The 25303-nt window shown below is 68.2% G+C and carries 19 protein-coding genes, 3 tRNA genes and 1 pseudogene; 14 read left to right on the forward strand and 9 right to left on the reverse strand.

Annotated elements, in window-relative coordinates; translation table 11 throughout:
• Positions 1-6 precede the first annotated feature (6 nt).
• The 7 genes from phoU to rnt all read left to right on the forward strand — a co-directional run bounded on the left by phoU (position 7) and on the right by rnt (position 4682).
• Positions 7-714: a phosphate signaling complex protein PhoU gene (phoU, locus tag C1926_RS14570; protein ID WP_079221290.1), complete on the forward strand. Its 708-nt coding sequence runs from the start codon at positions 7-9 to the stop codon at positions 712-714.
• Positions 715-1032: 318 nt separating this feature from the next.
• Positions 1033-1389 (forward strand): hypothetical protein, encoded by a 357-nt coding sequence (locus C1926_RS14575; RefSeq protein ID WP_108759666.1) that lies wholly within the window; start codon positions 1033-1035, stop codon positions 1387-1389.
• The gene (locus tag C1926_RS14580; protein ID WP_108759667.1) at positions 1376-2251 is read left to right on the forward strand and encodes a DUF692 domain-containing protein; all 876 of its coding nucleotides are present in this window, start codon (positions 1376-1378) and stop codon (positions 2249-2251) included. Before C1926_RS14575 ends, C1926_RS14580 begins: the two co-directional genes overlap by 14 nt.
• Complete coding sequence (locus C1926_RS14585) at positions 2244-2999, forward strand: putative DNA-binding domain-containing protein (protein ID WP_108759668.1); 756 nt, start codon at positions 2244-2246, stop codon at positions 2997-2999. The genes C1926_RS14580 and C1926_RS14585 overlap by 8 nt, the downstream gene beginning before the upstream one ends.
• A 27-nt stretch (positions 3000-3026) precedes the next feature.
• Positions 3027-3560 (forward strand): DoxX family protein, encoded by a 534-nt coding sequence (locus tag C1926_RS14590; protein ID WP_108759669.1) that lies wholly within the window; start codon positions 3027-3029, stop codon positions 3558-3560.
• Between the two features lie 84 nt (positions 3561-3644).
• Complete coding sequence (locus tag C1926_RS14595; protein ID WP_108759670.1) at positions 3645-3962, forward strand: RcnB family protein; 318 nt, start codon at positions 3645-3647, stop codon at positions 3960-3962.
• Positions 3963-4031: 69 nt separating this feature from the next.
• A complete protein-coding gene (gene rnt / locus C1926_RS14600; RefSeq protein ID WP_108759671.1) occupies positions 4032-4682 on the forward strand; it encodes a ribonuclease T in 651 nt (216 codons plus the stop codon).
• A gap of 101 nt (positions 4683-4783) precedes the next feature.
• Here the strand turns inward: rnt and C1926_RS14605 are convergent, their stop codons facing one another.
• From C1926_RS14605 to C1926_RS14615, 3 genes are all read right to left on the reverse strand, one after another.
• Complete coding sequence (locus C1926_RS14605) at positions 4784-7741, reverse strand: ligand-binding sensor domain-containing diguanylate cyclase (RefSeq protein WP_108760710.1); 2958 nt, start codon at positions 7739-7741, stop codon at positions 4784-4786.
• A 475-nt stretch (positions 7742-8216) separates the two neighbouring features.
• Positions 8217-9614 (reverse strand): ATP-binding protein, encoded by a 1398-nt coding sequence (locus C1926_RS14610; protein WP_108759672.1) that lies wholly within the window; start codon positions 9612-9614, stop codon positions 8217-8219.
• 6 nt (positions 9615-9620) lie between these two features.
• Positions 9621-10349, reverse strand: coding sequence for a response regulator (locus C1926_RS14615; RefSeq protein ID WP_079221281.1), 729 nt, complete (start codon positions 10347-10349; stop codon positions 9621-9623).
• A 205-nt stretch (positions 10350-10554) separates the two neighbouring features.
• On the opposite strand from C1926_RS14615, the gene C1926_RS14620 reads away from it, so the two are divergent.
• From C1926_RS14620 to C1926_RS14630, 3 genes are read left to right on the forward strand one after another with little or no spacing between them, the layout of a single operon-like run.
• The gene (locus tag C1926_RS14620; protein ID WP_108759673.1) at positions 10555-11808 is read left to right on the forward strand and encodes an efflux RND transporter periplasmic adaptor subunit; all 1254 of its coding nucleotides are present in this window, start codon (positions 10555-10557) and stop codon (positions 11806-11808) included.
• On the forward strand, positions 11805-13763 hold the full coding sequence (locus C1926_RS14625) for a MacB family efflux pump subunit (protein WP_108759674.1): 1959 nt from the start codon (positions 11805-11807) through the stop codon (positions 13761-13763). The genes C1926_RS14620 and C1926_RS14625 overlap by 4 nt, the downstream gene beginning before the upstream one ends.
• Positions 13760-15199: a TolC family protein gene (locus C1926_RS14630; protein ID WP_108759675.1), complete on the forward strand. Its 1440-nt coding sequence runs from the start codon at positions 13760-13762 to the stop codon at positions 15197-15199. Before C1926_RS14625 ends, C1926_RS14630 begins: the two co-directional genes overlap by 4 nt.
• Positions 15200-15818: 619 nt before the next feature.
• On the opposite strand, the gene rlmB is transcribed toward C1926_RS14630, so the two are convergent.
• The 3 genes and pseudogenes from rlmB to rnr form a co-directional block, all read right to left on the reverse strand.
• A complete protein-coding gene (gene rlmB / locus C1926_RS14635; RefSeq protein WP_108759676.1) occupies positions 15819-16562 on the reverse strand; it encodes a 23S rRNA (guanosine(2251)-2'-O)-methyltransferase RlmB in 744 nt (247 codons plus the stop codon).
• A gap of 167 nt (positions 16563-16729) precedes the next feature.
• Positions 16730-17224: a GFA family protein gene (locus C1926_RS14640; protein ID WP_108759677.1), complete on the reverse strand. Its 495-nt coding sequence runs from the start codon at positions 17222-17224 to the stop codon at positions 16730-16732.
• 157 nt (positions 17225-17381) lie between these two features.
• Positions 17382-19610: pseudogene (gene rnr / locus C1926_RS14645) on the reverse strand (ribonuclease R); the annotation flags it as partial.
• A gap of 365 nt (positions 19611-19975) precedes the next feature.
• Between rnr and C1926_RS14650 the strand changes: the two are divergent.
• Positions 19976-20060, forward strand: a tRNA-Leu gene (locus C1926_RS14650).
• Between the two features lie 206 nt (positions 20061-20266).
• Positions 20267-20353: transfer RNA gene (locus C1926_RS14655), tRNA-Leu, on the forward strand.
• A 139-nt stretch (positions 20354-20492) separates the two neighbouring features.
• Here the strand turns inward: C1926_RS14655 and C1926_RS14660 are convergent.
• Positions 20493-21239, reverse strand: coding sequence for a sulfite exporter TauE/SafE family protein (locus tag C1926_RS14660; RefSeq protein ID WP_108760711.1), 747 nt, complete (start codon positions 21237-21239; stop codon positions 20493-20495).
• Positions 21240-21335: 96 nt separating this feature from the next.
• Between C1926_RS14660 and C1926_RS14665 the strand changes: the two genes are divergently transcribed.
• A complete protein-coding gene (locus C1926_RS14665; RefSeq protein ID WP_108759679.1) occupies positions 21336-22235 on the forward strand; it encodes a LysR family transcriptional regulator in 900 nt (299 codons plus the stop codon).
• A gap of 50 nt (positions 22236-22285) precedes the next feature.
• Positions 22286-22372 (forward strand) — tRNA-Leu (locus C1926_RS14670).
• Between the two features lie 151 nt (positions 22373-22523).
• Here C1926_RS14670 and emrB read toward each other — a convergent pair.
• A complete protein-coding gene (emrB, locus tag C1926_RS14675; RefSeq protein ID WP_079221273.1) occupies positions 22524-24110 on the reverse strand; it encodes a multidrug efflux MFS transporter permease subunit EmrB in 1587 nt (528 codons plus the stop codon).
• A 7-nt stretch (positions 24111-24117) separates the two neighbouring features.
• On the reverse strand, positions 24118-25296 hold the full coding sequence (gene emrA, locus C1926_RS14680) for a multidrug efflux MFS transporter periplasmic adaptor subunit EmrA (RefSeq protein ID WP_108759680.1): 1179 nt from the start codon (positions 25294-25296) through the stop codon (positions 24118-24120).
• Positions 25297-25303: the final 7 nt, after the last annotated feature.

Consider the following 25303-nt stretch of genomic DNA (forward strand, 5'->3'; position numbering starts at 1 on the left):
ACAACCATGAATCTTCCCAACGACCACATCGTCAAGAGCTACGACGAAGAGCAGCAGCGCCTGGTGGCCGAAATCGTGCGCATGGGCGAGATGGCTGTCGCCCAGCTGGAGGCGTCGATGGACGTCATCGAGAAGCGCGACGAGAACGCCGCCCACCGCATCATCGCCAACGATGAAGCCATCGACCAGCTGGAGCAGCAGATCAGCCACGACGTGATGCGCCTGGCCCTGCGTGGCCCGATGGCCCGCGACCTGCGCGAGATCCTGGCCGGCCTGCGCATTCCGGCCGACATCGAACGCATCGGTGACTACGCCGCCAACGTCGCCAAGCGCTCCATCGCGCTGGGCAAGGTGCCGCCGCTGCCGCAGATCCAGGGCCTGCGTGCCCTCGGCCGCCTGGCCGCGCAGCAGGTGCGCCGCGCCATCGCCGCCTACCGCGACAACGACGCCGAAGCCGCCATCGCCCTGCGCCAGGACGACGCCCGACTGGACGCGCAGTACACCGCGCTGTTCCGCGAGCTGCTGACCTACATGATGGAAGACCCGCGCAACATCACCCCGTGCACCCACCTGCTGTTCATGGCCAAGAACCTGGAACGCGTGGGCGACCACGCCACCAACATCGCCGAGAACGTGTGGTTCCTGGTGCACGGCGAGCAGCCGCTGCCGCCGCGCGAGAAGCGCGACGAGACGTCCAGCACCGACCACGTCTGATACTGCGCTGCAACAGCGCAAGCGCCTCCGGAGGCCTCTGTCGGCATGACAGGGGCCTTTTTTGTACGCGCGATCCGGGCATTCATCCACGCATGGCGTGGATCTACTGGATACCGTGCTCCTGCCCCCTTCCCGCCTGCGGCAATCCTCACGCCAGCAGTAGATCCACGCCATGCGTGGATGCCGTGCGCGGCCCCCCCCTTCCCGCCAGCGGCAATCCTCACGAAAATTTGAGGTCTCGGCGAGGATTCCTTGAGTAGGATCGCTGCACCATCGTTTCACCCCGGGCGCCCGCCCACCACCCAAGGAGTACGACCGATGAGCAGTTCCAACAAGACCCTGTCCCTGCTGACCGCCACCGCCCTGGCTGCAGGGCTGGGCGTGACTGCCAGTGCTTCGGCCCTGAGCATGACCGACCTCGCCCAGGGCTACCTGGTGGCTGGCCAGGCGGCCAAGGCCGGCGATGCCAAGGCAACCGACGCCAAGACCGGTGACGCCGCCAAGCATGCCGAGGGCAAGTGTGGTGCCGACGGCAAGAGCGCCGAAGGCAAGTGCGGCGCCGACAAGGGCAAGGCCAAGGCCGGCGCGGGCGCCGATGCCAAGGCAAAGACCGCCGGCGACAAGAAGGCCGCCGAAGGCAAGTGTGGCGAAGGCAAGTGCGGTGCCAAGCACTGACGCTGCCGCCAGCGTCGTTTCCCCGCGGCTGCCGCTTCCAGCGGCGGCCGTCGGGCTGGGCCTGCGGCGGGCACTGCTGCAGGACCTGCACGACGCGCCGGCCGGCGATTTCGATTTCCTGGAGTGCGCGCCGGAGAACTGGATCAACGTCGGTGGGCCGGCCGGCGATGCGCTGGACGAACTGGCCCGGCGCCATCCGCTGAGCTGCCACGGCCTGTCGCTGTCGCTGGGCGGCAGCGCACCGCTGGATACCCAGCTGCTGCAGCAGGTCGGCCGCTTCCTCGAGCGCTACCGCGTGCCGCTGTACAGCGAGCACCTGAGCTACTGCAGCGACGAAGGCCAGCTCTACGACCTGCTGCCGATTCCGTTCACCGATGAAGCGGTGCGCCACACCGCCGCCCGCATCGCCCGCGTGCAGGACCTGCTTGGCCGCCGCATCGCGGTGGAGAACGTGTCGTACTACCTGGCGCCGCAGCCGGCGATGGACGAACTTGCCTTCACCAACGCGGTGCTTGCCGAGGCCGACTGCAACCTGCTGCTGGACGTCAACAACGTGTACGTCAATGCCTGCAATCACGGCTACGATGCCGACGCCTTCATCGCCGGGCTGCCGGCCCAGCGCATCGTCTGCCTGCACGTGGCCGGCCACCTGGACGAGGCACCGGACCTGAAGATCGATACCCACGGCAGCCCGGTGATCGACCCCGTGTGGGCGCTGCTGGAACGCAGCTACGACCGCTTCGGTCCGCGCCCCACGCTGCTGGAACGCGATTTCAACTTCCCGCCCTATGCCGAGCTGCAGGGCGAACTGCGTACCATCCGCCGCCTGCAGGGCACGTTGCGCGAGGCTGCCCATGGCTGATGCACCCGAGCGCCTGCGCGCGCAGCAGCACGCGTTCACTGCGCACCTGCGCGACCCGCAACAGGTGCCGGCCCCGGCCGACCTGGACCCGCGGCGGGTGGCGGTCTACCAGCGGCTGCTGTTCAACAACCTGCTGGGGCTGCTCGGCACGGGATTCCCGGTCTGCGTGCGCCTGCTCGGCGAACCTGCGTGGGCCGACCTGGTGCGCCATTACTTCGCCCACCATCGCGCGCGCGCGCCGCTGTTCACCGCCGTGGCGGCCGAGTTCGTGCAATGGCTGCAGGCACAGCCCGAGCTGCCGCACCCGGCACTGGCCGAGCTGGCCCACTATGAGTGGGTGGAAACCGACCTGTACCAGCGCGCGGCCCAGCCGCTGCCATCGTCACCCGGCGTCGACCCGCTGCAGGCCCCGCTGCGCTGCTCACCGCTGGCCTGGCCGCTGCTGTACGCGTGGCCGGTACACCGCCTGGGCGCCGACGATGCACCGGCCGCCCCGCCCGCCGAACCCACCGCCCTGCTGGTCCGCCGCGATGCCGATGGCGTGGTGCGCTTCGCCCAGCTCAGCCCGCTGGCCGCGCACCTGCTGATCCTGATCGACGAAGCACCCGGCGCCAGCGGCCAGCAGCAGTTGCAGCAGCTGGCCACCCTGCACCACCTCGACGCCGACGCATTGGCCGAACCTGGCACCCAGCTGCTGCTGCAGTTCCTGCAGGCCGGCGTGATCGGCCCGCTGCCCGCCGTGGCCTGATACCCCCCAACGAGGAGTTCCCCCCTGATGAACACCCTGCCCCTGGCCGCCGTGCGCGGCCAGCTGGATCGCTGCGGCCCGTGGCTGGCCCCCCTGGGCCTGCGCCTGCTGCTGGCCTGGGAATACTTCGAGTCCGGTCGCGAAAAGCTGCAGGGCCAGAACTGGTTTGCCGAACTGCAGGGCGCGTTTCCGTTTCCGTTCGACCAGTTGCCGGCCAGCGTGAACTGGCAGCTGGCGACCTGGTTCGAACTGCTCGGCGCGGCCTGCCTGCTGTTCGGCCTGGGCACGCGTTTCGCGGCTGCCAGCCTGCTGATACTGACCGTGGTGGCCACCTATGCGGTGCATTGGCCCATGCATTGGGATTCGCTGGGTGAACTGGCGATGGGCTATGCGATCAGCGACCAGGGGTTTGGCAATTTCAAGCTGCCGGCGTTGTTCATGGCGATGCTGCTGCCGTTGCTGTTCAACGGCGCCGGGCGCCTGAGCGTGGACGCGTGGGTGGCCGGCCGGGCCGTCGCGCCTGCCCGTTACACGCCGATACGCACCGAAACTGCGGAATAGCCCGATTTAATCACCTATTAATAAAAAAAATCCGATGCTGGATCCGTGGCCCTGATGACCACTTCCCTCCCCCGGAGTCGCCCCATGAAGCGTCTGATTGCTGCCACCCTTTCCCTGGCCCTGCTGGCCACCGCCGTCTCGCCCGCGATGGCGGCTCCGTATGGCGCCGGTGGGCGCGACGACCATCACGGCCACAAGGACCGCCACGACGACCGCCGTGATCCGCCCCGTCGCGGCCACAGGCTGGCCCACGACCACCGGGGCGAGTACGTGCGCGATTACCGCCACCATGGCCTGCATGCCCCCGCCCGCGGCCAGGAATGGCGCAAGGTCGACGGCCGTTACGTGCTGGTTGCCGTGGCCACCGGCATCATCGCCGACGTGGTGCTCGCGCGCCGCTGATCCTCCTGCAGCGTCCCGGCCATGCAAGCCCTGGCCGGGCGCTCAGGGTCGCTCTGCTAGAATCCGCGCATGAATGACCCCACCCCCGCAGCTGAAGCTGCCCCTGTTTCCGTAGTTCCGATGGCGCAGCGCGCGATGTCGCAACGCTTCCGCGGCTTCCTGCCGGTGGTGGTGGACGTGGAAACCGGCGGTTTCGACAGCCAGCGCAACGCGCTGCTGGAAATCGCCGCGGTGCCGATCGAGATGGACGAGAACGGCCTGCTCTACCCGGGCCAGACCGCCAGCGCCCACGTGGTGCCCGCCGAAGGGCTGGAGATCGACCCGAAATCGCTGGAAGTGACCGGCATCATCCTCGACCACCCGTTCCGGCTGGCCAAGGAAGAAAAAGCCGCGCTGGACCACATCTTCACCCCGGTGCGCGCGGCAATGAAGAAGTACGGCTGCCAGCGCGCGATCCTGGTCGGGCACAACGCCCATTTCGACCTGGGGTTCGTCAATGCGGCGGTGGCACGCACCGGCCACAAGCGCAACCCGTTCCACCCCTTCAGCGTGTTCGACACGGTCACCCTGGCGGGTATCGCCTACGGGCAGACGGTGCTGGCGCGTGCGGCCAATGCCGCAGGGCTGGGCTGGGATGCCAACGAGGCACACAGCGCGGTGTACGACACCGAGCAGACCGCGCGGCTGTTCTGCACCATCGCCAACGCCTGGCCGCGGTAGATCCACGCCATGCGTGGATGAAACGCATCGGCCGTGCGGACCAACGGTCCGCACCCACCCTCCAAGCTCCCCGGTAGATCCACGCCATGCGTGGATAGGCATCAACCGATGCTGGTGCGGTCGCGGCCATCGCTCTTGGCGCGGTACAGCGCGCGGTCGGCGCGCTGGTACAGCAGCGCCGGGGTGCGGTCGTCGGCCGCCAGTTCCACCAGGCCCGCGCTGAAGGTCACCCGCAGGCCCTTCACCCCGGCCCAGTCCGGATGGTCATGGAACAGGCCGCGCAGGCGCGCGCAGACCTGGGCTGCTTCTTCCAGCCGCGTATCGTTGAGCAGCAGCGCGAACTCTTCGCCGCCGGTACGTGCCGGCAGGTCCGAATCGCGGCACGCCGCGGCGATCACTTCCGCCACTTCCTTCAGCACCAGGTCGCCGATGCTGTGGCTGTAGGTGTCGTTGACGTCCTTGAAGTGGTCGATATCCAGCACCACCAGGCTCAGCGGGTGGCCGCTGCGCTGCGAGCGGGCGAAATCACGGGCCAGCGTCTCGTCGAAGCCACGGCGGTTGGCCAGGCCGGTCAGCGCATCCTCGCGGGCCTGCCGTTCGAACGCTTCGGCCTGCCGTGCCAGGCGCTCGGCCAGCTCGGTCTTCTCCTGGTTCAACGCCTGCAGGTGCACGGTCTGCGCCTGCAGGTCGAAGGTCGCCTCATCCACGCGGCGCGCCAGGCGCAGGTTGTTGGCCTTGTACTGCTGCAGCAGGAACCGGTACAGCGCCACCAGCGCGCCCAGCAGCAGCAGCCCGATCATCGCCTGCACGCTGTGCCGCTGCCACCAGAACGGTTCGACGGTGAAACTCCACACCGCCTCCTGCTGGCCCCAGGCACCGCCCGGGTGCGAGGCCGCCACGTGCAGGGTGTAATCGCCCGGCGGCAGGCCGACGAACTCGACGCTGCGCTGCGGGCCGCGCTCGACCCAGCTGGTGTCCAGCCCGTCCAGGCGCGTGCGGTAGCGGATGCGGTCGGACATCAGGTAGCTGAGGCCGACGAAGCTCACTGCCAGCCGGCGCCCGCCGGGAATCCGATTGCGCTCGGGGCCTTCCCAATGCACCTGCGCGCCATCGACCTGCACGTTCTCGATCGCCGCCGGCGGTGCCGGGCGCTCGCGGAAGCGCTGCAGGCGCTGCGGGTCCACCGTGCTCAGGCCACCGGCGGTCACCACCCAGAAGGTGCCGTCCTGGCGCAGGATCGCCGAGGGCGCCGAGCTGCCGTTGGCCTGTGCATTGGCCATCCCGTCGATCTCGTTGTAGCGCTCCACCGTCACCCGCGGCGCGCGGCCGTCAGCCACCGCGTTCAAGGTCGCCATGTCGGTGCGCAGCACGCCCCGGTTGCTGCTGATCCACACATTGCCCAGCCGGTCGGGCACCAGCTGGAACACCGCATCGACCGGCATGCCCTGCTCCAGGCCAACCCGCGACAGGCGGTTCCTGTACCAGCGGTACAGCCCGCGGTCGCTGCTGATCCACATCGCTTCGCCGATCTGGTGGAAGCCGAACACACTGCGGCCGCCGCCCATCGGTGCCAGATCGATGGACTGCACATGGTCGCCGCGCAGCACGCGGATGCCCTCGATGGTGCCGATCCACAGGTTGCCCTGGTGGTCGTGTTCCAGCGCGGTGATCAGGCCGGTGGGCATGCCCGGCGTGTTCGCCACCCGCACGCGGTCACCATCGATGCGCACCACGCCCTTCTGGGTGCCGGCCCAGACCACACCGGACGGATCGACGCTGATCGCACGGATGTTGCCACCCGGCATGCCATCGGCCGCATCGTAGTTGTGGCGCAGGCTGCCATCGGCGCGCAGGCGGTAGACGCCGTCGCCGAAGGTGCCCACCCAGAGGTCGCCGCCGGGGTCCTGGGCCAGGCTGAGCACCGACGCCGCCTTGCCGCCACGGTTGTGCAAGACCATCGGCCGGAAGCGGCCGTCGGCGGTCTGCTGGTCCAGGCCGCTGGCGCTGCCCACCCACAGCCGGCGATCGCGGTCCTCGAACACGGTGCGCACGTAGTCACCGCTCAGCCCATCGCGTTCGGTGTAGCTGCTGAACAGCGTTTCGCGCAGGCGGTACAGGCCGCCGTTGGCGCCGACCCAGATGCTGCCTTCGGCATCCTCGCGCAGGCTCACCACGCGCCCGCCGGGCAGGTTCAGGCCGGCCGGCAGGCGTTCCACGCCGTGGCTGGAAATACGCAGCAGGCCCTGGTTCTCGGTACCCAGCCAGATATCGCCGTGGCGGTCCTGCAGCATCGCGGTCATGTGCAGCTGGCCCGGCAGGCTGTGGACCAGCACCAGGCGGTCATCCTCGACCCGGTACAGGCGCTCGCCGGCCACGATCCACAACGCGCCATCGGGTGCCCGATAGGGCCAGGTGAGCCCCTTGCCCACGCCCCATTCGGCCGGTGCACGCTTGAGTTCGCCATCGTTGTCGCGCAGGACCAGGCCATCGAGGGTGCCGATCCAGACCCGGTCCTGGGCATCGACCACCAGCTTGGTGAAGCTCATCGCCAGCGGCAGGTCCGGCGGCGGCGGCTGGTAGACGATGCCGGTTTCGGGCGTCAGGTACGCGATGCCCTTGCCTTCGTACAGCAGCCACAGGCGCCCCTGGCTGTCCATCTGCATCGACTGGATCAGCACTTCCGGGGTGTTGGCCCCGTGCTCCCAGACCCGCCACTGGCCAGCGCTGCTGCGGTAGGTCACGTTGCCACGCGAATCCGTGATCCACAGCCCGCCCTGGCGGTCCACCAGCAGGGCACCGATGCCGTTGTCGCGCAGCCCGGGCCGCGTGCTGCGGTCGAACACGGTGAAATCCAGGCCGTTGTAGCGCACCAGGCCCTCCCAGGTGGCGAACCACAGGTGGCCTTCGGGGGTCTGGGCGATGTCACGCAGCGAGTTGTGCGGCAGGCCGTTGCGCGACGTCCACACGTCGATGGCGTAATCGCGCAGCGGCGGCGCGGCGGTCTGCGCCGCCAGCGGCGAGGCCAGCCACAGCAACAGCCACAGCACACCGAGCCGCAGCAGGCGACCAATGTGATGTTCCGGGTGGCGCCCCGCCAGGCGCCTGCCAGCCCCCTGCCCGCCCATTACTGCAGCGGCGGCGGCCAGGTGCGATTGCCGCGCACGGCAACAGGCAGGAACAGGAACAACCGGGCGGCACGGGGCCGCGCGCCGGTGCGAACAGGCTGGCTCATCGCGTGAACTGTGGGGAGATGGGCGAATGATAGGCCAAACACCCCTTCCGGCGTCACCGCAGCGTGAAGGCACTGTCCAGGATGGGGTCAGAGCCTTTGCGCCTGCGGCGGAAGGGATCTGACCCGGGGTCGGATCCCGCTGCGTACGCAGAGGGCTCTGACCCCACCTATCCGGACGCCCGACTCAGCGCGCGGCCACCGGGCTGCCCGCCGGCCACTGCTGCGGCGGAAGGGGCCTGACCCGGGGTCGGATCCCGCTGCGTACGCAGAGGGCTCTGACCCCACCTATCCGGACGCCCGACTCAGCGCGCGGCCACCGGGCTGCCGGCCGGCCACTGCACCACCGCTTCCAGGCCGCCCTCGGGCCGGTTGCGCAGCCACAGGCGTGCGCCATCCTTCTCGGCCAGCGCGCGGGCGATGGTCAGGCCCAGGCCGGCGCCACCGGTCTGCCGCGAACGCGAGGTCTCCACCCGCACGAACGGGTCGAACACGGCTTCGAGCTGGTCATCGGCCAGGCCCGGGCCATCGTCGGCCACGACCACGGTGATCGCACCGCCGCTGCGGTCCACCCGCACCCGCACGCGCTCGGCGTACATCACCGCGTTGTCCACCAGGTTGGAGAACAGCCGGTGCATGGCCAGCGGCCGCAGCATCAGCACCGCGCCGCTGCCACCTTCAAAGGCCACGTCGGCACCCGCTTCGGCGGTGTCCTCGACGATGCTTTCCAGCAGCGAATCCAGATCGAGCGCAGCGCGCTGTTCAGCGCTCTCGGCGCTGCGCGCCAGTTCCAGGCCTTCGCGCACCAGTGCCTGCATCGCCGCCAGGTCGCCGATCAGGCGCTCGCGCAGGATCTCGTCGGTCACGTTTTCCAGGCGCAGGCGCAGCCGGGTGAGCGGGGTCTGCAGGTCATGGGTGATCGCCGCCAGCATCTGCGTGCGTTCGGCCAGGTGCCGCTGCAGGCGATGCTGCATGGCATTGAAGGCCTCGGCGGCGCGCTGCACTTCGCGCGGACCGCGCAGGGGCAGCGGATCGCGCTGCAGGTCGTCACCCAGTTCTTCAGCGGCCGAGGCCAGTTCCTGCAGCGGCGCACTGGCCATGCGCGAAACGATATAGGCCAGCACCGCGATGGCCAGCACCAGCAGGGTCAGGAACAGCGGGTCCACGGCCAGCACGCCGTTGTGCGCCACTGCCGGCGAATCCAATGCCAGCTTCAGCGCGGTGCCATCGCTGAGGACCACGTCCACGGCGCGGCACTTGGGCGGAATGAAGGACGGATCGCGTTCGCGCGGCGGGCGGCGGTGGCCCGGCGGCGGGGGTGGCAGCAGCTCCTGCAGCTTGGGGATGCACGAGCGGAACGAGGTGAAATGCACGTGCGCGCGTGCCACCGGTCCGGGACGGTCATCCAGCACTTCCATCAGCGCGGTGTCGATGCGCCCCACGCGCGCACCGGACGGCAGCGCGCGCACGCTCGGCCCGCCCATCTCCAGCAGGCGATCGCGCAGTTCCGGGTTGCCGTCGAGCAGGTTGACGTAGCCCTGCAGCCGGTCGGCAATGCGGTTCAGGTTCTGCCGTTCGAAATCCTGCTGGCGCTTGGACGTGGCCAGCATGGTCGCGCCGATCGCGGCCACCGCCATGCCCAGCAGCAGGATCACGAACAGCCGCCCCACCATCGAGGACAGGAAGTGGCGCAGGCGCTTCATCACGGCTTATTCCAGGTTGACGGCCGAGGCCAGCACATAGCCTTCGTTGCGCACGGTCTTGATCAGCCCATCGGGGCCGCCATCGTCGGCCAGCTTGTTGCGCAGCCGGCTGACCTGCAGGTCGATCGCCCGGTCCTGCGCTTCGTAGTTGCGGCCACTGCTGAGCGCGACCAGCTGCTCGCGCGAGAGCACCTTGTTGGCGTGCGCGATGAACACCCGCAGCAGGCGGAACTCGGCGCCGGACAGCACCACCACGCGGCCATCGGGGTCCACCAGGTGGCGGTGTTCCAGATCGAAGATCCAGCGCGAGAAGCGCGCGCGGCGCACGGCCAGCGGTTCCAGGTTGGCCGGCAGCGCCTCGGTCCGGCGCAGCACGTTGCGGATGCGCGCCAGCAGCTCGCGCGGTTCGAACGGCTTGGCCAGGTAATCGTCGGCGCCCATTTCCAGGCCCAGCACGCGGTCGATCGGCTCGGCACGCGCGGTGAGCATGATCACCGGCGTGTTCGAGCGCGCGCGCAGGTCACGGCACAGGGTCAGGCCATCCTCGCGCGGCAGGTTGAGGTCGAGCACGATCAGGTCCACGTGCTCGCGTTCCAGCAGCTGGCGCATGCTGGTGCCATCGGCCGCGGTGCTGACCAGGTAGCCGGCGCGGCCGAGCTGTTCGGCCAGCAGGGTGCGGATGTCATTGTCGTCGTCGACGATCAACAGGCGATGCATCGGGTTTTCGGTCTCCATGTCGCGATTTTCCCGTGTCGGGAGCTGAACCGCATCCTGTCCGGTGCGTACCACTGTATCGACGCCGGGGCGGGATACCTGCAGTTACGCGTTTTGGCCGCCAGTGTTACACATGGACACACCTCGAGGATTGAGCCCGCCCGCGCCCGATCTTCACAATGCCCACCAATGCCGCTGCGGCGGCCTGCCTGAGTGAAGCCCGCACGTGATCTCCCGCCTGTTGCCCGCGACCCGCCGGGGTCGTCTGATCGTGATTGTCCTGCTTGTGGTGATTGCCGCCGCGTGCGTCTGGTGGCTGCTGCGCAAGCCCGCCGCCCCGGCCCTGGCCACCAGCCCGGTCAGCCGCGGCGACATCGAACAGACGGTGGAAGCCACCGGCGTGATCGACGCCTACAAGCTGGTCAGCGTCGGCGCGCAGGCCTCGGGCCAGATCAAGTCGCTGAAGGTGCAGCTGGGCGATACGGTGAAGGAAGGCGACCTGATCGCCGAGATCGACGCCACCACCCAGCAGAACCAGGTGCTCAACGCGCAGGCTTCGCTGGACCAGGTGATCGCCCAGCGCGCCGTGCAGCAGGCCAGCCTGCGCCAGGCCGAGCTGGACTTCGCCCGGCAGAAGGAAATGCTGGCCGCCGAGGCCACCTCGAAGCAGGAATACGATGCCGCCGAGGCCACGCTGAAGACCGCCCGTGCCCAGTTGCAGTCCTACGAGGCGCAGATCAAGGGCCGCGAAACCGAGCTGGGCACCGCGCGCGCCAACCTGGCCTACACCCGCATCACCGCGCCGATGGACGGCACGGTGGTGGCCGTGGTGGCCGAAGAAGGCCGCACGGTGAACGCCAACCAGACCGCGCCGACCATCGTCATGCTCGCGCGCCTGGACGTGGTCACCGTCAATGCCGAGGTGTCCGAGGCCGACGTGGTCAAGATCAAGGCCGGCATGCCGGTGTACTTCACCACCCTGGGCGACCCGGACCGCAAGTACCACGCCACGCTGCGCCAGATCAATCCGGCGCCGTCGTCCATCGCCAACGAAAGCTCGTCCAGTTCCAGCAGTTCCTCCAGCTCCAGTTCCAGCAGCGCGGTCTACTACAACGCACTGTTCGACGTGGAAAACCCGGATGGCACCCTGCGCATCGACATGACCGCGCAGGTCTCGGTGCTGCTGCAGCAGGCCAAGGGCGCGCTGCTGGTGCCGGCGGTGGCGCTGGGCCCGAAGACCCGTGACGGCGAGCGCGTGGTGCGCGTGGTCGACGCGCAGGGCCAGCCGCAACCGCGCAAGGTCAAGGTCGGCATCAACAACGGCGCCTCCGCGCAGATCCTGTCCGGGCTGAAGGAAGGCGAGCGCGTGGTGGTCGGCGAAGGCGGTGCGGCCACTTCCAGCAGCGGCAGCGGCAGCGGCAACCGCGGCGGTGGTGCCATGCGCATGGGCGGGCCCGGTGGCATGGGCCCGCGCCGATGAGCACGACGGCGCCCCTGCTGCGCCTGCGTGACCTGCGCCGCGAATTCCCGGCGGGCGACGATGTCATCGCCGTGCTGCGCGACGTCAACCTGGACATCCACGCCGGTGAGATGGTGGCCATCGTCGGCCAGTCCGGCTCGGGCAAGTCCACGCTGATGAACATCCTCGGCTGCCTGGACCGCCCCACCCGCGGCAGCTACCAGGTGGCCGGCCGCGAGACCGGCAAGATGGAGCCGGACGAGCTGGCCGAGCTGCGCCGCGGGCATTTCGGTTTCATCTTCCAGCGCTACCACCTGCTGGGCGACCTCGATGCGCGCGGCAACGTGGAAGTGCCGGCGGTGTACGCCGGCAGCCCCGGGCCGACCCGCAACGCGCGCGCCGAGCAGCTGCTGCAGCGGCTGGGCCTGGGCGACCGCTTGCACCACAAGCCGGGCCAGCTGTCCGGCGGCCAGCAGCAGCGCGTGTCCATCGCCCGTGCCCTGATGAACGGCGGCGAGGTGATCCTGGCCGACGAGCCGACCGGTGCGCTGGACACCCGCTCCGGCGAGGAAGTGATGGGCATCCTCGGCGAGCTGCATGCCGAAGGCCACACCATCATCATCGTCACCCACGACATGAGCGTGGCCGAACACGCCCAGCGCATCATTGAAATCCGCGACGGCGAGATCATCGCCGACCGCGCCAACCCGAAGGCGCCCAGCTACCGCGCGCAGCGCCAGCCAAGCACCGACGTGGCCCATGGCAGCAGCTGGCGCGCGGCGCGCGACCGCTTCACCGAAGCGTTCCGGATGGCACTGCTGGCGATGAACGCACACCGCCTGCGCACCTTCCTGACCATGCTCGGCATCATCATCGGCATCGCCTCGGTGGTCTCGGTGGTGGCGCTGGGCAACGGCTCGCAGCAGCAGATCCTGCAGAACATCAGCGCGCTGGGCACCAACACGATCGACGTCTATCCCGGCCGCGGCTTCGGTGACATGCGCTCGGCGCGCGTGCAGACGCTCAAGGCCAGCGACGCCGATGCATTGTCAAAGCAGAGCTACGTGGACAGCGCCACGCCCAGCGTGTCGACCTCGGTCACGGCGCGCTACCGCAACCAGTCGGCCACCGCCCAGGTCAGCGGCGTGGGCGAGCAGTACTTCCGGGTGAAGGGCGTGACCCTGCTCGCGGGCAGTTTCTTCGACAGTGATTCGGTGCGTGGCCTGGCCCAGGAAGGCGTCATCGATGAGAACACGAAGACCCAGTTCTTCCCTGACAGCGATCCGATCGGCCAGGTGATCCTGCTCGGCAACGTGCCGGTACGCGTGGTCGGCGTGGCCAAGAAGCAGAGCTTCGGTTTCGGCGGCAGCACCAGCCTGGGCGTGTTCGTGCCCTACACCACGGTGATGTCGCGCATGCTGGGGCAGAGCCATGTCTCCAGCATCACCGTGCGCGTCAACGATGAAACACCGATGGATGCGGCGCAGGAGGCCATCACCCGCCTCCTGACCCTTCGCCACGGCACCGAGGATTTCTTCCTCAGCAACAGTGCCGAGATCCGCGAGACCATCGAGCAGACCACGCGCACGATGACCCTGCTGATCGGCGCCATCGCCGCCATCGCGCTGCTGGTCGGCGGCATCGGCGTGATGAACATCATGCTGGTGTCGGTGACCGAGCGTACCCGCGAGATCGGCGTGCGCATGGCGGTGGGGGCGCGGCAGAGTGACATCCGCCAGCAGTTCCTGATCGAAGCCGTGCTGGTCTGCCTGATCGGTGGCGTGCTCGGCATCGGCCTGGCCCTGCTGGTGGGCGCGCTGATCGGCCACTTCTCCAGCAACTTCCAGGTGGTGTTCTCGACCGCCTCGATCATCGCCGCGTTTGCCTGCTCGACCCTGATCGGCGTGGCGTTTGGATTCCTGCCGGCACGCAATGCCGCCCAGCTCGACCCGGTGGAGGCCCTGGCCCGCGAATGAAGATGATGACCCGACTGACCTCCCCTGCCCCCTCGCGCCTGCTGCTGGCTGGCGCCGTGCTGCTCGCCCTGTCCGGCTGCGCCTCGGTGGGCCGCTATCCCACTGCGGACCCCGCCGTGGCCGCGACCTATGGCCGTGGCGATGCCACCCTCAATGCGCCGGCCGACGACCCGCGCAGCAGCCTGGATACCCCGGGCCGCGATATCCGCCAGGACACCTGGTGGACCGGCTTCGGCGATGAGCGCCTGGACCGCCTGGTCGCGCAGGCCCTGGCCGCCAACAGCGACCTCGGTGCCGCCGGCCTGGCCGTGCAACGCGCCCGCCTGCAGGCCGGCCTGGCCAGCAACGCCCTGTTGCCGCAGCCCTCCTCGTCCGGCGTCAGCGCCAGCGGCAGCCGCCCCACCGACCAGGCCGCCGACTGGAGCCGTGGCTATTCCACCGGCGTGTCGCTGTCGTGGGAGGTGGACCTGTGGGGCCGCCTGCGCACCGAGCGCGACATCGCCCGCTGGGAAGCCCAGGCCAGCGAGGAAGACCGGCAGAACACCGCCCTGCTGGTGATCGGCGACACGATCAGCCAGTACTGGTCGCTGGCCTACCTCAACCAGTCGATCGCCAGTGGCGAAGCCAACCTGCAGCGGCTGGAGCGCACCCGCGACCTGGTGCAGGCGCGCTTCGACGCCGGTGCGGTATCGCGGCTGGAAGTGCGCCAGGCGCTGCAGAACCTGGAATCGCAGCGTTCGGCGCAGAGCGCGCTGGAGCAGCAGCGGGTGGAAGTGCGCAACGCATTGACCGTGCTGCTGGATGGCACGCCGTGGCCACAGCAGGACGAGCCGCAGGACCTGCAGGCCGCGCGCAGCCCGGGCATCGACGAAGGCCTGCCGGCCGACCTGCTGGGCCGCCGCCCCGACCTGCGCGCGGCCGAACTGCGCCTGCGCAACAGCCTGAAGACCATCAAGGTGACCGCCACCCAGTACTATCCGGCGCTGAGCCTGACCGGCAGCCTCGGCTCCAGTGCGACCTCGCTGGGGGATGTGCTGCGCAACCCGGTGGCCACGCTCGGCGCCGGGCTGTCGCTGCCCTTCCTCAACCTGCAGCGTGCACAGCTGGACACCGACATCGCCGGCACCGCCTACCAGATCGCCGCGACCAACTTCCGCAAGACGCTGTACACCGCGCTTTCGGAAGTGGACAACGCACTCTCCGCGCGCGGACAGCTGGCCCGCCAGGTGGCGGCCTCGCAGGCGTCCTATGACCAGGCGGTGGAAGTGGAGCGCGCGCAGGAAGTGCGTTACCGCGTGGGCGCCACCGACCTGCGCACCTGGCTGGAAGCGCAGCAGACCCGCCGCGATGCCGAACTGTCACTTGCCCGCGTGCGGCAGAGCCAGCTGAGCAACGACGTGACCCTGTTCAAGGCCCTGGGTGGCAGCGCGGGGTGAGGCAATGCGGGGCTGCGCCCCGCACCCGCCGAAGCAACGTCAACGTCAACGTCAACGTCAAAAGCTGGCTCCCTGTGGGATGGCGGGGTGGGTCCGGTGGCAGGGGACGCCGTGAACCCATCCCTGGGGGCTTGGTCGCGGCATCCATGCCGCTCACACCCCTGCCACCGGACCCACCCCGCCCTCGACAGGCTTCCGCGATCTGTCGGAATCTGCTGCTGATGGTGGGTGCCGACCGTTGGTCGGCACGGGCCCTGACCCCGGTTCTGCCCTGGTAGGTGTCGACCTTGGTCGACACGATCCTTCCGATCACAAAAAAGGGTCAGATCCCTTCTCCCGTTGGGGAGGGATCTGACCCCGATCACGCCAGGTCAGCCGATCAACCGCGCTGGCGCACGGCCTCGAACCCACGAGCTGTCGGAATCTGCTGCTGATGGTGGGTGCCGACCGTTGGTCGGCACGGGCCCAGACCCTGGGTCTGCTCTGGTAGGTGTCGACCTTGGTCGACACGATCCTTCCGATAAAAAAAAGGGTCAGATCCCTTCTCCCGTTGGGGAGGGATCTGACCCCGATCACGACAGCCGAGCGTGGGCTCGGCTCTACAGAAGCTGCCGGCCGATCAACCGCGCTGGCGCACGGCCTCGAACAGGCTGACACCCGCGGCGACGGAGACGTTCAGGCTCTCGATCTCGCCCGGCATCGGGATCTTGACCAGGCCATCGCAGTTCTCGCGGGTCAGGCGGCGCAGGCCATCGGCTTCACCGCCCAGCACCAGCGCGATGTTGCCCTTAAGATCCAGCTGGTAGAGCGAAGTGGTGGCCTCACCGGCCAGGCCGTAGATCCAGACGCCCTGCTTCTGCAGGTCCTTCAGGCAACGCGACAGGTTGGTCACCGCCACCACGGGGATGAGGTCGGCGGCGCCGGCCGAGGTCTTGCGCACCGTCGCATTGACCGTGGCCGACTTGTCCTTGGGAATGATCACGGCGGTGGCACCGGCCGCGGCGGCCGAGCGCAGGCAGGCGCCCAGGTTGTGCGGGTCCTGCACCTCGTCCAGCACCAGCAGCAGGGCCTTGCCCTCGGCGGCGGTGACCAGGCCTTCCAGCTCGTTCTCGCTGTAGGTGCGGGCGGCGGCATAGCGCGCAGCCACGCCCTGATGGCGCACCGAGCCGCCGACACCGTCCAGCGCCTGGCTGTTGACCTTGCGCACGTCGATGCCCTTGCGGCGGGCGTTTTCCTCGATTTCGACCAGGCGCGGGTTCTTCGCACCGGCCTCGACCAGCACTTCGCGCACGTTGTCAGCGTCGTTCTCGATGGAGGAGGCGACGGCGTTGACGCCGACGATCCACTGGCTGTTCTTGCTCATGCGGGGGCCGAACCGGAAAGGGGGTGGCTATGGTAGAGCATCGGCGTCGGCTGCGCTGCGCCTTCGCCGGGCATGGCCCGGCGCTACCGGGTGTGGCCCCTTCGTGGGTGGGTGCGGACCGTTGGTCCGCACGCCTTCGCCGGGCATGGCCCGGCGCTACCCGCCGTTCATCCTTCGGCTGAACGGCTGCGCGCCGGCCAATGGGGGGTGTCGTGGTCGGGGTGCTGGTGGGACACGACCGTGGCCAGGAACTCTAGGGCCTCCACATCCTCCTCGGTACGGGTGCCAGGCAGCTGGCCCAGTGCGTCCACGAACGGCAGCTTGCGCTCCATGCCGTACTGCCGGGTGGGCGGCAGGCGCTCGGGTTCGTCGAAGGCACCCGCAGCCACGGCCATGCCGTCCGGGGCCTCGTAGGTCAGCGGGGTGCCGCAGTCGCCGCAGAAACCGCGCCTGACCACGTTGGAGGACTGGAAATAGCGCGGCTGGCCACGGGTCCAGCTGAACTGCACGCCGCGCACCGAAACCAGGGGCGCGTAGTACCCGCCGAAGGCCTTCTGGCACATCCGGCAGTGGCAGATCGAGCTGTCGGTGAGGGCGCCACGCGCCTCGAAGCGGATGGCGCCGCACTGGCAGCCGCCGTGGTACTCGGGTTGGCCTTGCATAGTGCTTTCCTCCGAAACGTCGTGCCAACCAACGGTTGGCACCTACCGGGTGAGGAATCTGCCAACCAACGGTTGGCACCTACCGGGTGAGGAATCTGCCAACCAAGGTTGGCACCTACCGGGTGCGGTAGGTGCCGACCGTTGGTCGGCACGCCTTTCAATACTGCTTTTTCGTGCGCTTGGCCGGCTTGCCGCGTTCCGGCAGCGGCGGCAGGCCATCACCCTCGTCCTCGCCCTTGTGCTCGACCAGGCGGAAGTCGATCTTGCGCTCTTCCATGCTGGCCTTCAGCACCAGGATGCGCACGCGGTCGCCCAGCCGGTAGCTGCCGCCGCGGCGTTCGCCGGTCAGCGTCTTGCGGGTGGCGTCGAACTTGTAATAGTCCTGCGGCAGCTGGGTCACGTGGACCAGGCCCTGCACCTTGGAATCATCCAGTTCCACGAACAGGCCGAAGCTGGTCACGCCGCTGATCACGCCGTCGAACTGGCCACCGACATGCTTCTCCATCCATGCCGCGCGGTAGCGCTCGTCGACCTCGCGCTCGGCCTCGTCGGCACGACGCTCGCGCTCGGAACACTGCAGCGCCAGCGCAGCCATCTCGCGGGCGTTGTAGGTGAACTTGTCCAGCGGCTTGCCGGACAGCGCGTGCTTGATCGCACGGTGTACCAGCAGGTCGGGGTAACGACGGATCGGCGAGGTGAAGTGCGCGTACGCCTCCAGCGCCAGGCCGAAGTGACCGTGATTGTCCGGGCTGTAGACCGCCAGGCTCTGGCTGCGCAGCAGCACCGATTCCAGCAGCGTGGCATCGGGGCGGTCGCGGATCTTCTTCAGCAGCTTGGTGTAGTCGCCCGGGCGCACCTTCGACCACGGCGGCAGGCTCAGCTTGAACTCCTTGAGGAATTCCAGCAGGTCGGCGAACTTGGTCTCCGGCGGCTTCTCGTGGACGCGGTACGGGGCCGGCACGTGGCGCGACAGCAGGTACTTGGCCGCCTCCACGTTGGCCGCGATCATGCATTCCTCGATCAGCTTGTGCGCATCGTTGCGCACCAGCATACCGGCCTGGGTCACCTCGCCGCGGTTGTCCAGCACGAAGCGCACTTCGCTGCTTTCAAACTCGATGGCGCCGCGCTTGGCACGCGCCTTGGACAGCACCTTGTACAGCTGGTGCAGGCGCTGCACCTGCGGCAGCAGCCCGCCCATCCACGCCTTGGTATCGGCATCGTCCTCGCCCACCGCCTTCCACACCTGGGTGTAGGTCAGGCGCGCGTGCGAGTTCATCACCGCTTCGTAGAAGCGCGAATGGGTGACCACGCCATCACGGTCGATCTGCATGTCACAGACGAAGCACATGCGGTCGACCTTGGGCATCAGCGAGCAGATGCCGTTGGACAGCGTCTCCGGCAGCATCGGCACCACGAAGCCCGGGAAGTACACCGACGTGGCGCGCTTCTGCGCTTCCTCGTCCAGCGGTGTGCCGGGGCGCACGTAGTTGGAGACATCGGCAATGGCCACCACCAGGCGGAAACCATCGGCATTCGGTTCGCAGTAGACCGCGTCATCGAAGTCCTTGGCATCCTCGCCGTCGATGGTCACCAGCGGCGTGCTGCGCAGGTCGACGCGGTCGCCGATCATCGCCGGCTCGACCACCATCGGCACCGAGGCGGCCTCGTCCAGCACCTCCTGCGGGAACTCGAACGGCAGTTCGTGGCCGTGGATGGCGGTCTCCACCACCAGCGACGCCGTCAGCTTGTCGCCAAGCACGGCGATGATGCGGCCGATCGGCGGGCGGCGGCTGTCCGGTGCCTGGGTCAGTTCGCAGACCACCAGCTGGCCATCGCGCGCGCCACCGGTCTGGTCCGGCGGCACCTGCACGTTGCGCTGGATGCGCTTGTCATCGGGCACCACGTAATTGATGCCCATTTCAATGCTGAAGCGGCCGATCAGGCGGGTCATGCCGCGCTCGAGCACGCGGGCGATGCTGCCTTCGCGGCGGCCACGGTGATCGATGCCGGTCACGCGGGCCAGCACCTTGTCGCCGTGCATCACCTTGCGCATTTCATAAGGCGGCAGGAACAGATCGTCGCCACCCTCGACCGGGCGCAGGAAGCCGAACCCTTCCGGATTGGCGATCACCACGCCGGTGACGAGGTTCAAGGTCTGGATCGGCGCGAAGCCGCCGCGGCGGTTCTGCACCAGCTGGCCGTCACGGACCATCGCGCCCAGCCGGCGCGACAGCGCCTCGGCACGGTCGGCCGCGGTCAGGCCCAGGCGCGCGCCCAGTTCCTCGGCGGTCTGCGGCCCTTCGCAGCGTTCCAGCAGGGCCAGGATGGCCTCGCGGCTGGCGATGGGCTGTTCGTACTTCTCGGCTTCGCGCGCGGCATAGGGATCGTCGATCACCTTGCCGGTGGGCGGCAGCTTGCGGCCCGGGGCCGGGCCCGGTGCGGCGGCATCCGTGCCGCGACCCTTGCGGCCGCGTGGCGGTGCACCGCCTTCATTCAATTCGGGGAACCAGCCCGGCAACGGATTGCCCGGCTTGGTGGTGCGGGCTGCGCCCGCCTTGGCGCCCTTGGTCGGGGCCTGGCTGCGGGACTTGCTCCCGCCCTTGCTTGGTTTTTTGGTAGTCATCGCCCTACATGGTAGCCGCTGCAGGCGTGCAGAGCGGGTCAGAGGCGGAGTTGAAAGCATCGCGTGAAATATTTGTTGGAAATCGTTGACAGCCTGCGGATTCATCTTCACAATTGCGCCTCTGGAACGCCCAGGTGGCGGAATTGGTAGACGCACTAGTTTCAGGTACTAGCGGGTAAAACCGTGGAGGTTCGAGTCCTCTCCTGGGCACCAACGAAAAAACTCCTCGCTTCGGCGGGGATTTTTTTTGCCTGTCATCCAGCAACAGGGGTCGGATCCCTTTCCGAAGGAAAGGGCTCTGACCCCGAGCGGGCAGGATGGGGTCAGAGCCCGTTACGCACGCGAAACGGGATCCGACCCCGGATTCAGAAAGGGTGTTGACACCCCGGTAAAAACACCCCATAATCTCGCTCCTCGACGCCCAGGTGGCGGAATTGGTAGACGCACTAGCTTCAGGTGCTAGCGGGGGCAACTTCGTGGAGGTTCGAGTCCTCTCCTGGGCACCATGTCGAGAAAGAAAACAACCCGCGCAAGCGGGTTTTTTCTTGCCTGCAATTTGGGTCTTTGTAGAGTCGAGCCATGCTCGACTGATCCTCACAGCAGTCGAGCATGGCTCGACGCTACAAACGCCGGGCGCGGACGCCCTCAGAACAACGGCCGCAGCATCAGCTCCAGCCCGAGCAGCAGCAGGAACCCAAGGAAGCACGCGCGGAATACCCGTGCACTGATGCGCTGCCGGATCACCTGCCCCAGCCACATCCCCAGCAATGCCGGCAGCACCGCCAACGCACTCAGCCCCAGCTTCTGCACGCCAAAGGCGCCGTGGATCACCAAGCCGGTGGTCAACGAAATGGTCGACACGGTGAACGCCAGGCCCAGCGCCTGCACCAGCTCCTCGCGCTGCATGCCCAGCGACTGCAGGTACGGCACCGCCGGCATCACGAACACACCGGTGGCACCGGTCACCACGCCGGATATCGCACCCACCAGCGGCCCCAGCCAGCGCTCGCGCCGCTGCGGCACGCGGAACACCGGTGCCAGCAGCGCGTACAGCGCGTACACCACCAGCGCCACGCCCAGTGCAACGCGCGACCAGGTGTGATCCACCCGCACCAGCAGCGCGGCCGAACCCAGCGTCACCACCACCACCGCCAGCATCATCGGCCACAGCCGCCGCACGGTATGCCCCAGCGAAGGGCCGGACAGCAGCTGCCAGGCATTGGTGACGAAGGTGGGAATGAACAGCATCGACGCCGCCGCCACCGGTGACAGCGCGCCACCGAGCAACCCCATCGCTACCGTCGGCAGGCCCATGCCGGTCACGCCCTTGACCACGCCGGCCAGCACGAACACCACCACCAGCAACCCATAGAAGTACAAATTCTCGTTCATGCCGCCATTGGAGCGGGCGCCGTGCGGGCGCACAATGCGGTCTTCCCGCCCCTGCCTTCGGACCAGCCGAAGGCAGCCCCGACCGGAGCACCCCACATGCGGATGGACATCGCCGACCTGCGCCTGTTCCTGGCCGTGGCTGACGCCGGCAGCATCACCGCTGGCGCCGCCCAGGCCAATCTTGCACTAGGCTCGGCCAGCGAGCGCCTGCGCGCGATCGAGGCAGACGCCGGTACCGCACTGCTGAACCGGCATCCACGCGGCGTCAGCCTGACCGAGGCCGGCGCTGCCCTCGCCCACCACGCACGGCTGATCCTGCAGCAGCAGGCGCAGCTGCGCGGCGAGATGGAAGCCTTCGCCCAGGGTGCGCGCGGCACCCTGCACCTGTATGCCAACACCGCGGCACTGACCAACTACCTGCCTTCGAGGCTTGCGCCCTGGCTGGCACAGCGCCCGCGCCTGCACGTGGAGCTGCACGAACGCACCAGCACCGAGGTCGTGCGCGCGCTCGGCGCCGGCCAGGCCGAAGCAGGCATCATCAGCGACGCGGTGCCTGCCGAGGGCCTGCAACGGCACGTCGTGTCCGAAGATCCGCTGGTGATGCTGCTGCCTGCCGACCACCGCTTCGCGGCCCGGCGCTCGCTCGACTTTGTCGACGTGCTGGGCGAAACCTTCGTCGCACTCGCCGATGGCAACGCGCTGCAGACCTATGTGGAAGAACTCGCGGGCGAGGCAGGCCGACGCCTGGACGTGCGCATCCGCATGAAGACCTTCGAAGGCCTGTGCACGATGGTGGGCCACGGCATCGGCGTCGGCATCGTGCCGCGCACGATCGCACGGCAGCATCGGCGCAGCACGCAGACGGTATGCGTGCCACTTGCAGATGCGTGGGCGCAGCGCCGCCTGTGCGCCTGCTTCGCCGATGGGACGCGCCTGTCGCCAGCGATGCGCAGCCTGCTGCAACACCTCGGCGTACCGCCGCAGAAAAAAGCGTGAAATGTTGTTGACACATCCTCAGTCGTTCCCCATAATTCGTCTCCTGAGTCGCCCAGGTGGCGGAATTGGTAGACGCACTAGCTTCAGGTGCTAGCGGGGGCAACTTCGTGGAGGTTCGAGTCCTCTCCTGGGCACCATGACTCAGTAAATGATCAAACCCGCGAAAGCGGGTTTTTTCATGTCCGGCGTTCGGGCATATCCACGCAACGCGTGCATGTATCGCGATGGCGCCGCAAACAAAAACCCCGCCTTCCGGCGGGGTTTTGTTTTTCCATCAACACCGATCGATCAATGCCCGCCGGCGGAGGCCGCGCCTGCACCGGCACCGAACGGCGGCTTGGCCAGCCACAGGAACGCGATGATCGCCAGGAACGTCCAGCCCAGCAGGTAGAAGATGTCGTTGAACGCCATCTGCGATGCCTGGTGGTTGATCATGTTGTTGAGCACCGCCGCGCCATGCTGCAGGTCACCCTGCCCCATCGCGGCCACCTGGTCCTGCATGCCCGGCTGGTAGGCCGAGATGTGTTCGGTCAGGTCGGCGTGGTGCACCTGGGTACGACGTGCCCACAGCCAGGTGGTCAGCGATGCCGCGAAACTGCCGCCCAGCGTACGCAGGAACGTGGCCAGGCCCGAACCCGCGGCGATCTCGCGACCGTCCAGGTCCGACAGCAGGATCTGCAGCACCGGCATGAAGAACAGCGCCACGCCAATACCCATGATCAGCTGCACGCCGGCCACGTGCGCGTAGTCCACCTGCAGGTTGAAGTCCGAGCGCATGAAGCTGGTGAAGGACAGGAACACGAAGGCGAACGAGGCGATCATGCGCATGTCGAAGCGCGAGGCGTACTTGCCCACGAACGGCGTCATGATCACCGGCAGGATGCCGATCGGCGCCGTCGCCAGGCCCGCCCAGATGGCGGTGTAGCCCATGTCACGCTGCAGCCACTGCGGGATCAGCAGCGACACGCTGAAGAACGCCGCATAGGCCACCACCATCGCCAGCGTACCGGCGCGGAAGTTGCGGTGGCGGAACAGCTTCAGGTCGACGATGGGATCCTTGTCGGTCAGTTCCCAGATCAGGAACACCGTCAGCGCCACCACCGCCACGCAGGCCAGCACCACGATCTTCATCGAGGAGAACCAGTCTTCGTCGTTGCCCAGGTCGAGCACAAGCTGCAGCGCGCCCACGCCGATCACCAGGGTGATCAGGCCGACGTAGTCCATCTTCGGCTTTTCAATCTGCTCCGGGCGCCCCTTCAACTGGTTGCCCACCACCAGCGCGGCGAAGATGCCCAGCGGCACGTTGATCAGGAAGATCCATTCCCAGCTGTAGTTGTCGGTGATCCAGCCACCGAGGATGGGCCCGCAGATCGGCGCCACCACGGTGATCATCGCCAGCAGCGCCAGCGCCTGCCCTCGTTTCTCGCGTGGGTAGATCGACACCAGCAGCGACTGGGTGATCGGGTACATCGGCCCGGCCACGAAGCCCTGCAGTGCACGCGACAGCACCAGCATGCCCATGCTCTGGGCCAGGCCACACAGCAGCGAGGTGATGACGAAGGCCAGGGTGGCCCAGATGAACAGCTTGCGTTCGCCGAAGCGACGGCTGAGCCAGCCGGTCAGCGGCAGCGCGATGGCCGTGCTGACCGCGAACGAGGTGATGACCCAGGTCGCCTGCTGCGAACTGGCGCCGAGGTTGCCGGCGATGGTCGGCAGCGAGACGTTGGCGATGGTGGTGTCGAGCACCTGCATGAACGAGGCCATCGCCAGGCCGACGGTGCACAGGGCCACGCTGGGCGGCAGGAACCCGGAGGCCGCACCCGGCGCCGCCGGTGCGCCCGGAGTGCCGGGCGCCGCTGGAGCTTGTGCGGACATGTCGACCTCAGCCCGCGTTGGCCTGCTGCGGCAGGTTGCCTTCGATGATCGTGTGGATCACCTCATCGGCATCATGCAGCTGCTTGGCATACACATCGGTGTCGAACACCGTGCCCTTGGCGGCGGCGGTCGGCAGCACTTCGCCCTTCTGGTCGCGCAGGCTCACTTCAGCCTTCATCGACAGGCCGATGCGCAGCGGGTGTTCGGCCAGCTGCTTGGCATCGATGGCGATGCGCACCGGCACGCGCTGCACGATCTTGATCCAGTTGCCGCTGGCGTTCTGCGCCGGCAGCAGCGAGAACGCCGAACCGGTGCCCAGGCCCAGGCTTTCGATGCGGCCCTTGTACTTCACGTCACCGGCATACAGGTCCGACTTCAGCTCCACTTCCTGGCCCAGGCGCATGTGGCGCAGCTGGGTTTCCTTGAAGTTGGCCTCCACCCACATCTGCTCGGTCGGCACCACGGCCATCAGGGCATTGCCCGGCTGCACGCGCTGGCCGACCTGCACCGAACGACGGGCGACGAAACCGGTGACCGGCGCGACGATGCCGGCGCGGGCATTGTTCAGGAAGGCCTGGCGCAGCTGCGCGGCAGCGGCCAGCACGTCCGGCTGGGTGGCGATGACGGTGTCATCGACCAGCGCACGGTTGCGCTCGACGGTCTCGCGCGAACCGGCCACGGCGGCTTCGGCTGCGGCCAGCTCGTCGCGGGCGTGGGCCAGTTCTTCGTTGGAAATGGCGCCGGTGGCGGCCAGGTCCTTGCGGCGGGCGAAATCTTCGCGCACGCGCTTCAGGCTGACCTGGCGGGCGTTCAGGTCCGCCTGCGCGCCCTCCACGCTGCGGTACAGGCCGCGGGTCTGGCGCACGGTCTTGGCCAGATTGGCTTCGGCCTGCTGCAGGGCGACGGAGGTGTCGGCCGGGTCCAGCTGCACCAGCAGCTGGCCGCGCTCGACGCGCATGCCGTCATCAACGTTGATGGCAACCACGGTGCCGGCCACCAGCGGGGTGATCTGCACCTGGTTGCCCTGCACGTAGGCATCGTCGGTTTCTTCGAACCAACGGCCGAACATGAAGTACCACAGCGCCAGTGCGGCAAGCAGCAGCACGACGATGACGAACAGGCCGCGCAGCAGCTTGCCGCGGCGGTTGGGGGCGGCCGGTGCCGCGGTGTCTTGGGTCTGGCTCATGGCGTGG

The organism is Stenotrophomonas sp. ZAC14A_NAIMI4_1 (assembly GCF_003086915.1).
Taxonomy (GTDB): Bacteria; Pseudomonadota; Gammaproteobacteria; order Xanthomonadales; family Xanthomonadaceae; genus Stenotrophomonas.

Bases quoted from the DNA above. Each gene is read 5' to 3' on its own strand.
- phoU (WP_079221290.1), top strand. From the start codon at position 7: ATGAATCTTCCCAACGACCACATCGTCAAGAGCTACGACGAAGAGCAG.
- C1926_RS14575 (WP_108759666.1), top strand. From the start codon at position 1,033: ATGAGCAGTTCCAACAAGACCCTGTCCCTGCTGACCGCCACCGCCCTG.
- C1926_RS14585 (WP_108759668.1), top strand. From the start codon at position 2,244: ATGGCTGATGCACCCGAGCGCCTGCGCGCGCAGCAGCACGCGTTCACT.
- C1926_RS14590 (WP_108759669.1), top strand. From the start codon at position 3,027: ATGAACACCCTGCCCCTGGCCGCCGTGCGCGGCCAGCTGGATCGCTGC.
- C1926_RS14595 (WP_108759670.1), top strand. From the start codon at position 3,645: ATGAAGCGTCTGATTGCTGCCACCCTTTCCCTGGCCCTGCTGGCCACC.
- rnt (WP_108759671.1), top strand. From the start codon at position 4,032: ATGAATGACCCCACCCCCGCAGCTGAAGCTGCCCCTGTTTCCGTAGTT.
- C1926_RS14610 (WP_108759672.1), bottom strand. From the start codon at position 9,614: ATGAAGCGCCTGCGCCACTTCCTGTCCTCGATGGTGGGGCGGCTGTTC.
- C1926_RS14615 (WP_079221281.1), bottom strand. From the start codon at position 10,349: ATGGAGACCGAAAACCCGATGCATCGCCTGTTGATCGTCGACGACGAC.
- C1926_RS14625 (WP_108759674.1), top strand. From the start codon at position 11,805: ATGAGCACGACGGCGCCCCTGCTGCGCCTGCGTGACCTGCGCCGCGAA.
- C1926_RS14630 (WP_108759675.1), top strand. From the start codon at position 13,760: ATGAAGATGATGACCCGACTGACCTCCCCTGCCCCCTCGCGCCTGCTG.
- rlmB (WP_108759676.1), bottom strand. From the start codon at position 16,562: ATGAGCAAGAACAGCCAGTGGATCGTCGGCGTCAACGCCGTCGCCTCC.
- C1926_RS14640 (WP_108759677.1), bottom strand. From the start codon at position 17,224: ATGCAAGGCCAACCCGAGTACCACGGCGGCTGCCAGTGCGGCGCCATC.
- C1926_RS14660 (WP_108760711.1), bottom strand. From the start codon at position 21,239: ATGAACGAGAATTTGTACTTCTATGGGTTGCTGGTGGTGGTGTTCGTG.
- C1926_RS14665 (WP_108759679.1), top strand. From the start codon at position 21,336: ATGCGGATGGACATCGCCGACCTGCGCCTGTTCCTGGCCGTGGCTGAC.
- emrB (WP_079221273.1), bottom strand. From the start codon at position 24,110: ATGTCCGCACAAGCTCCAGCGGCGCCCGGCACTCCGGGCGCACCGGCG.
- emrA (WP_108759680.1), bottom strand. From the start codon at position 25,296: ATGAGCCAGACCCAAGACACCGCGGCACCGGCCGCCCCCAACCGCCGC.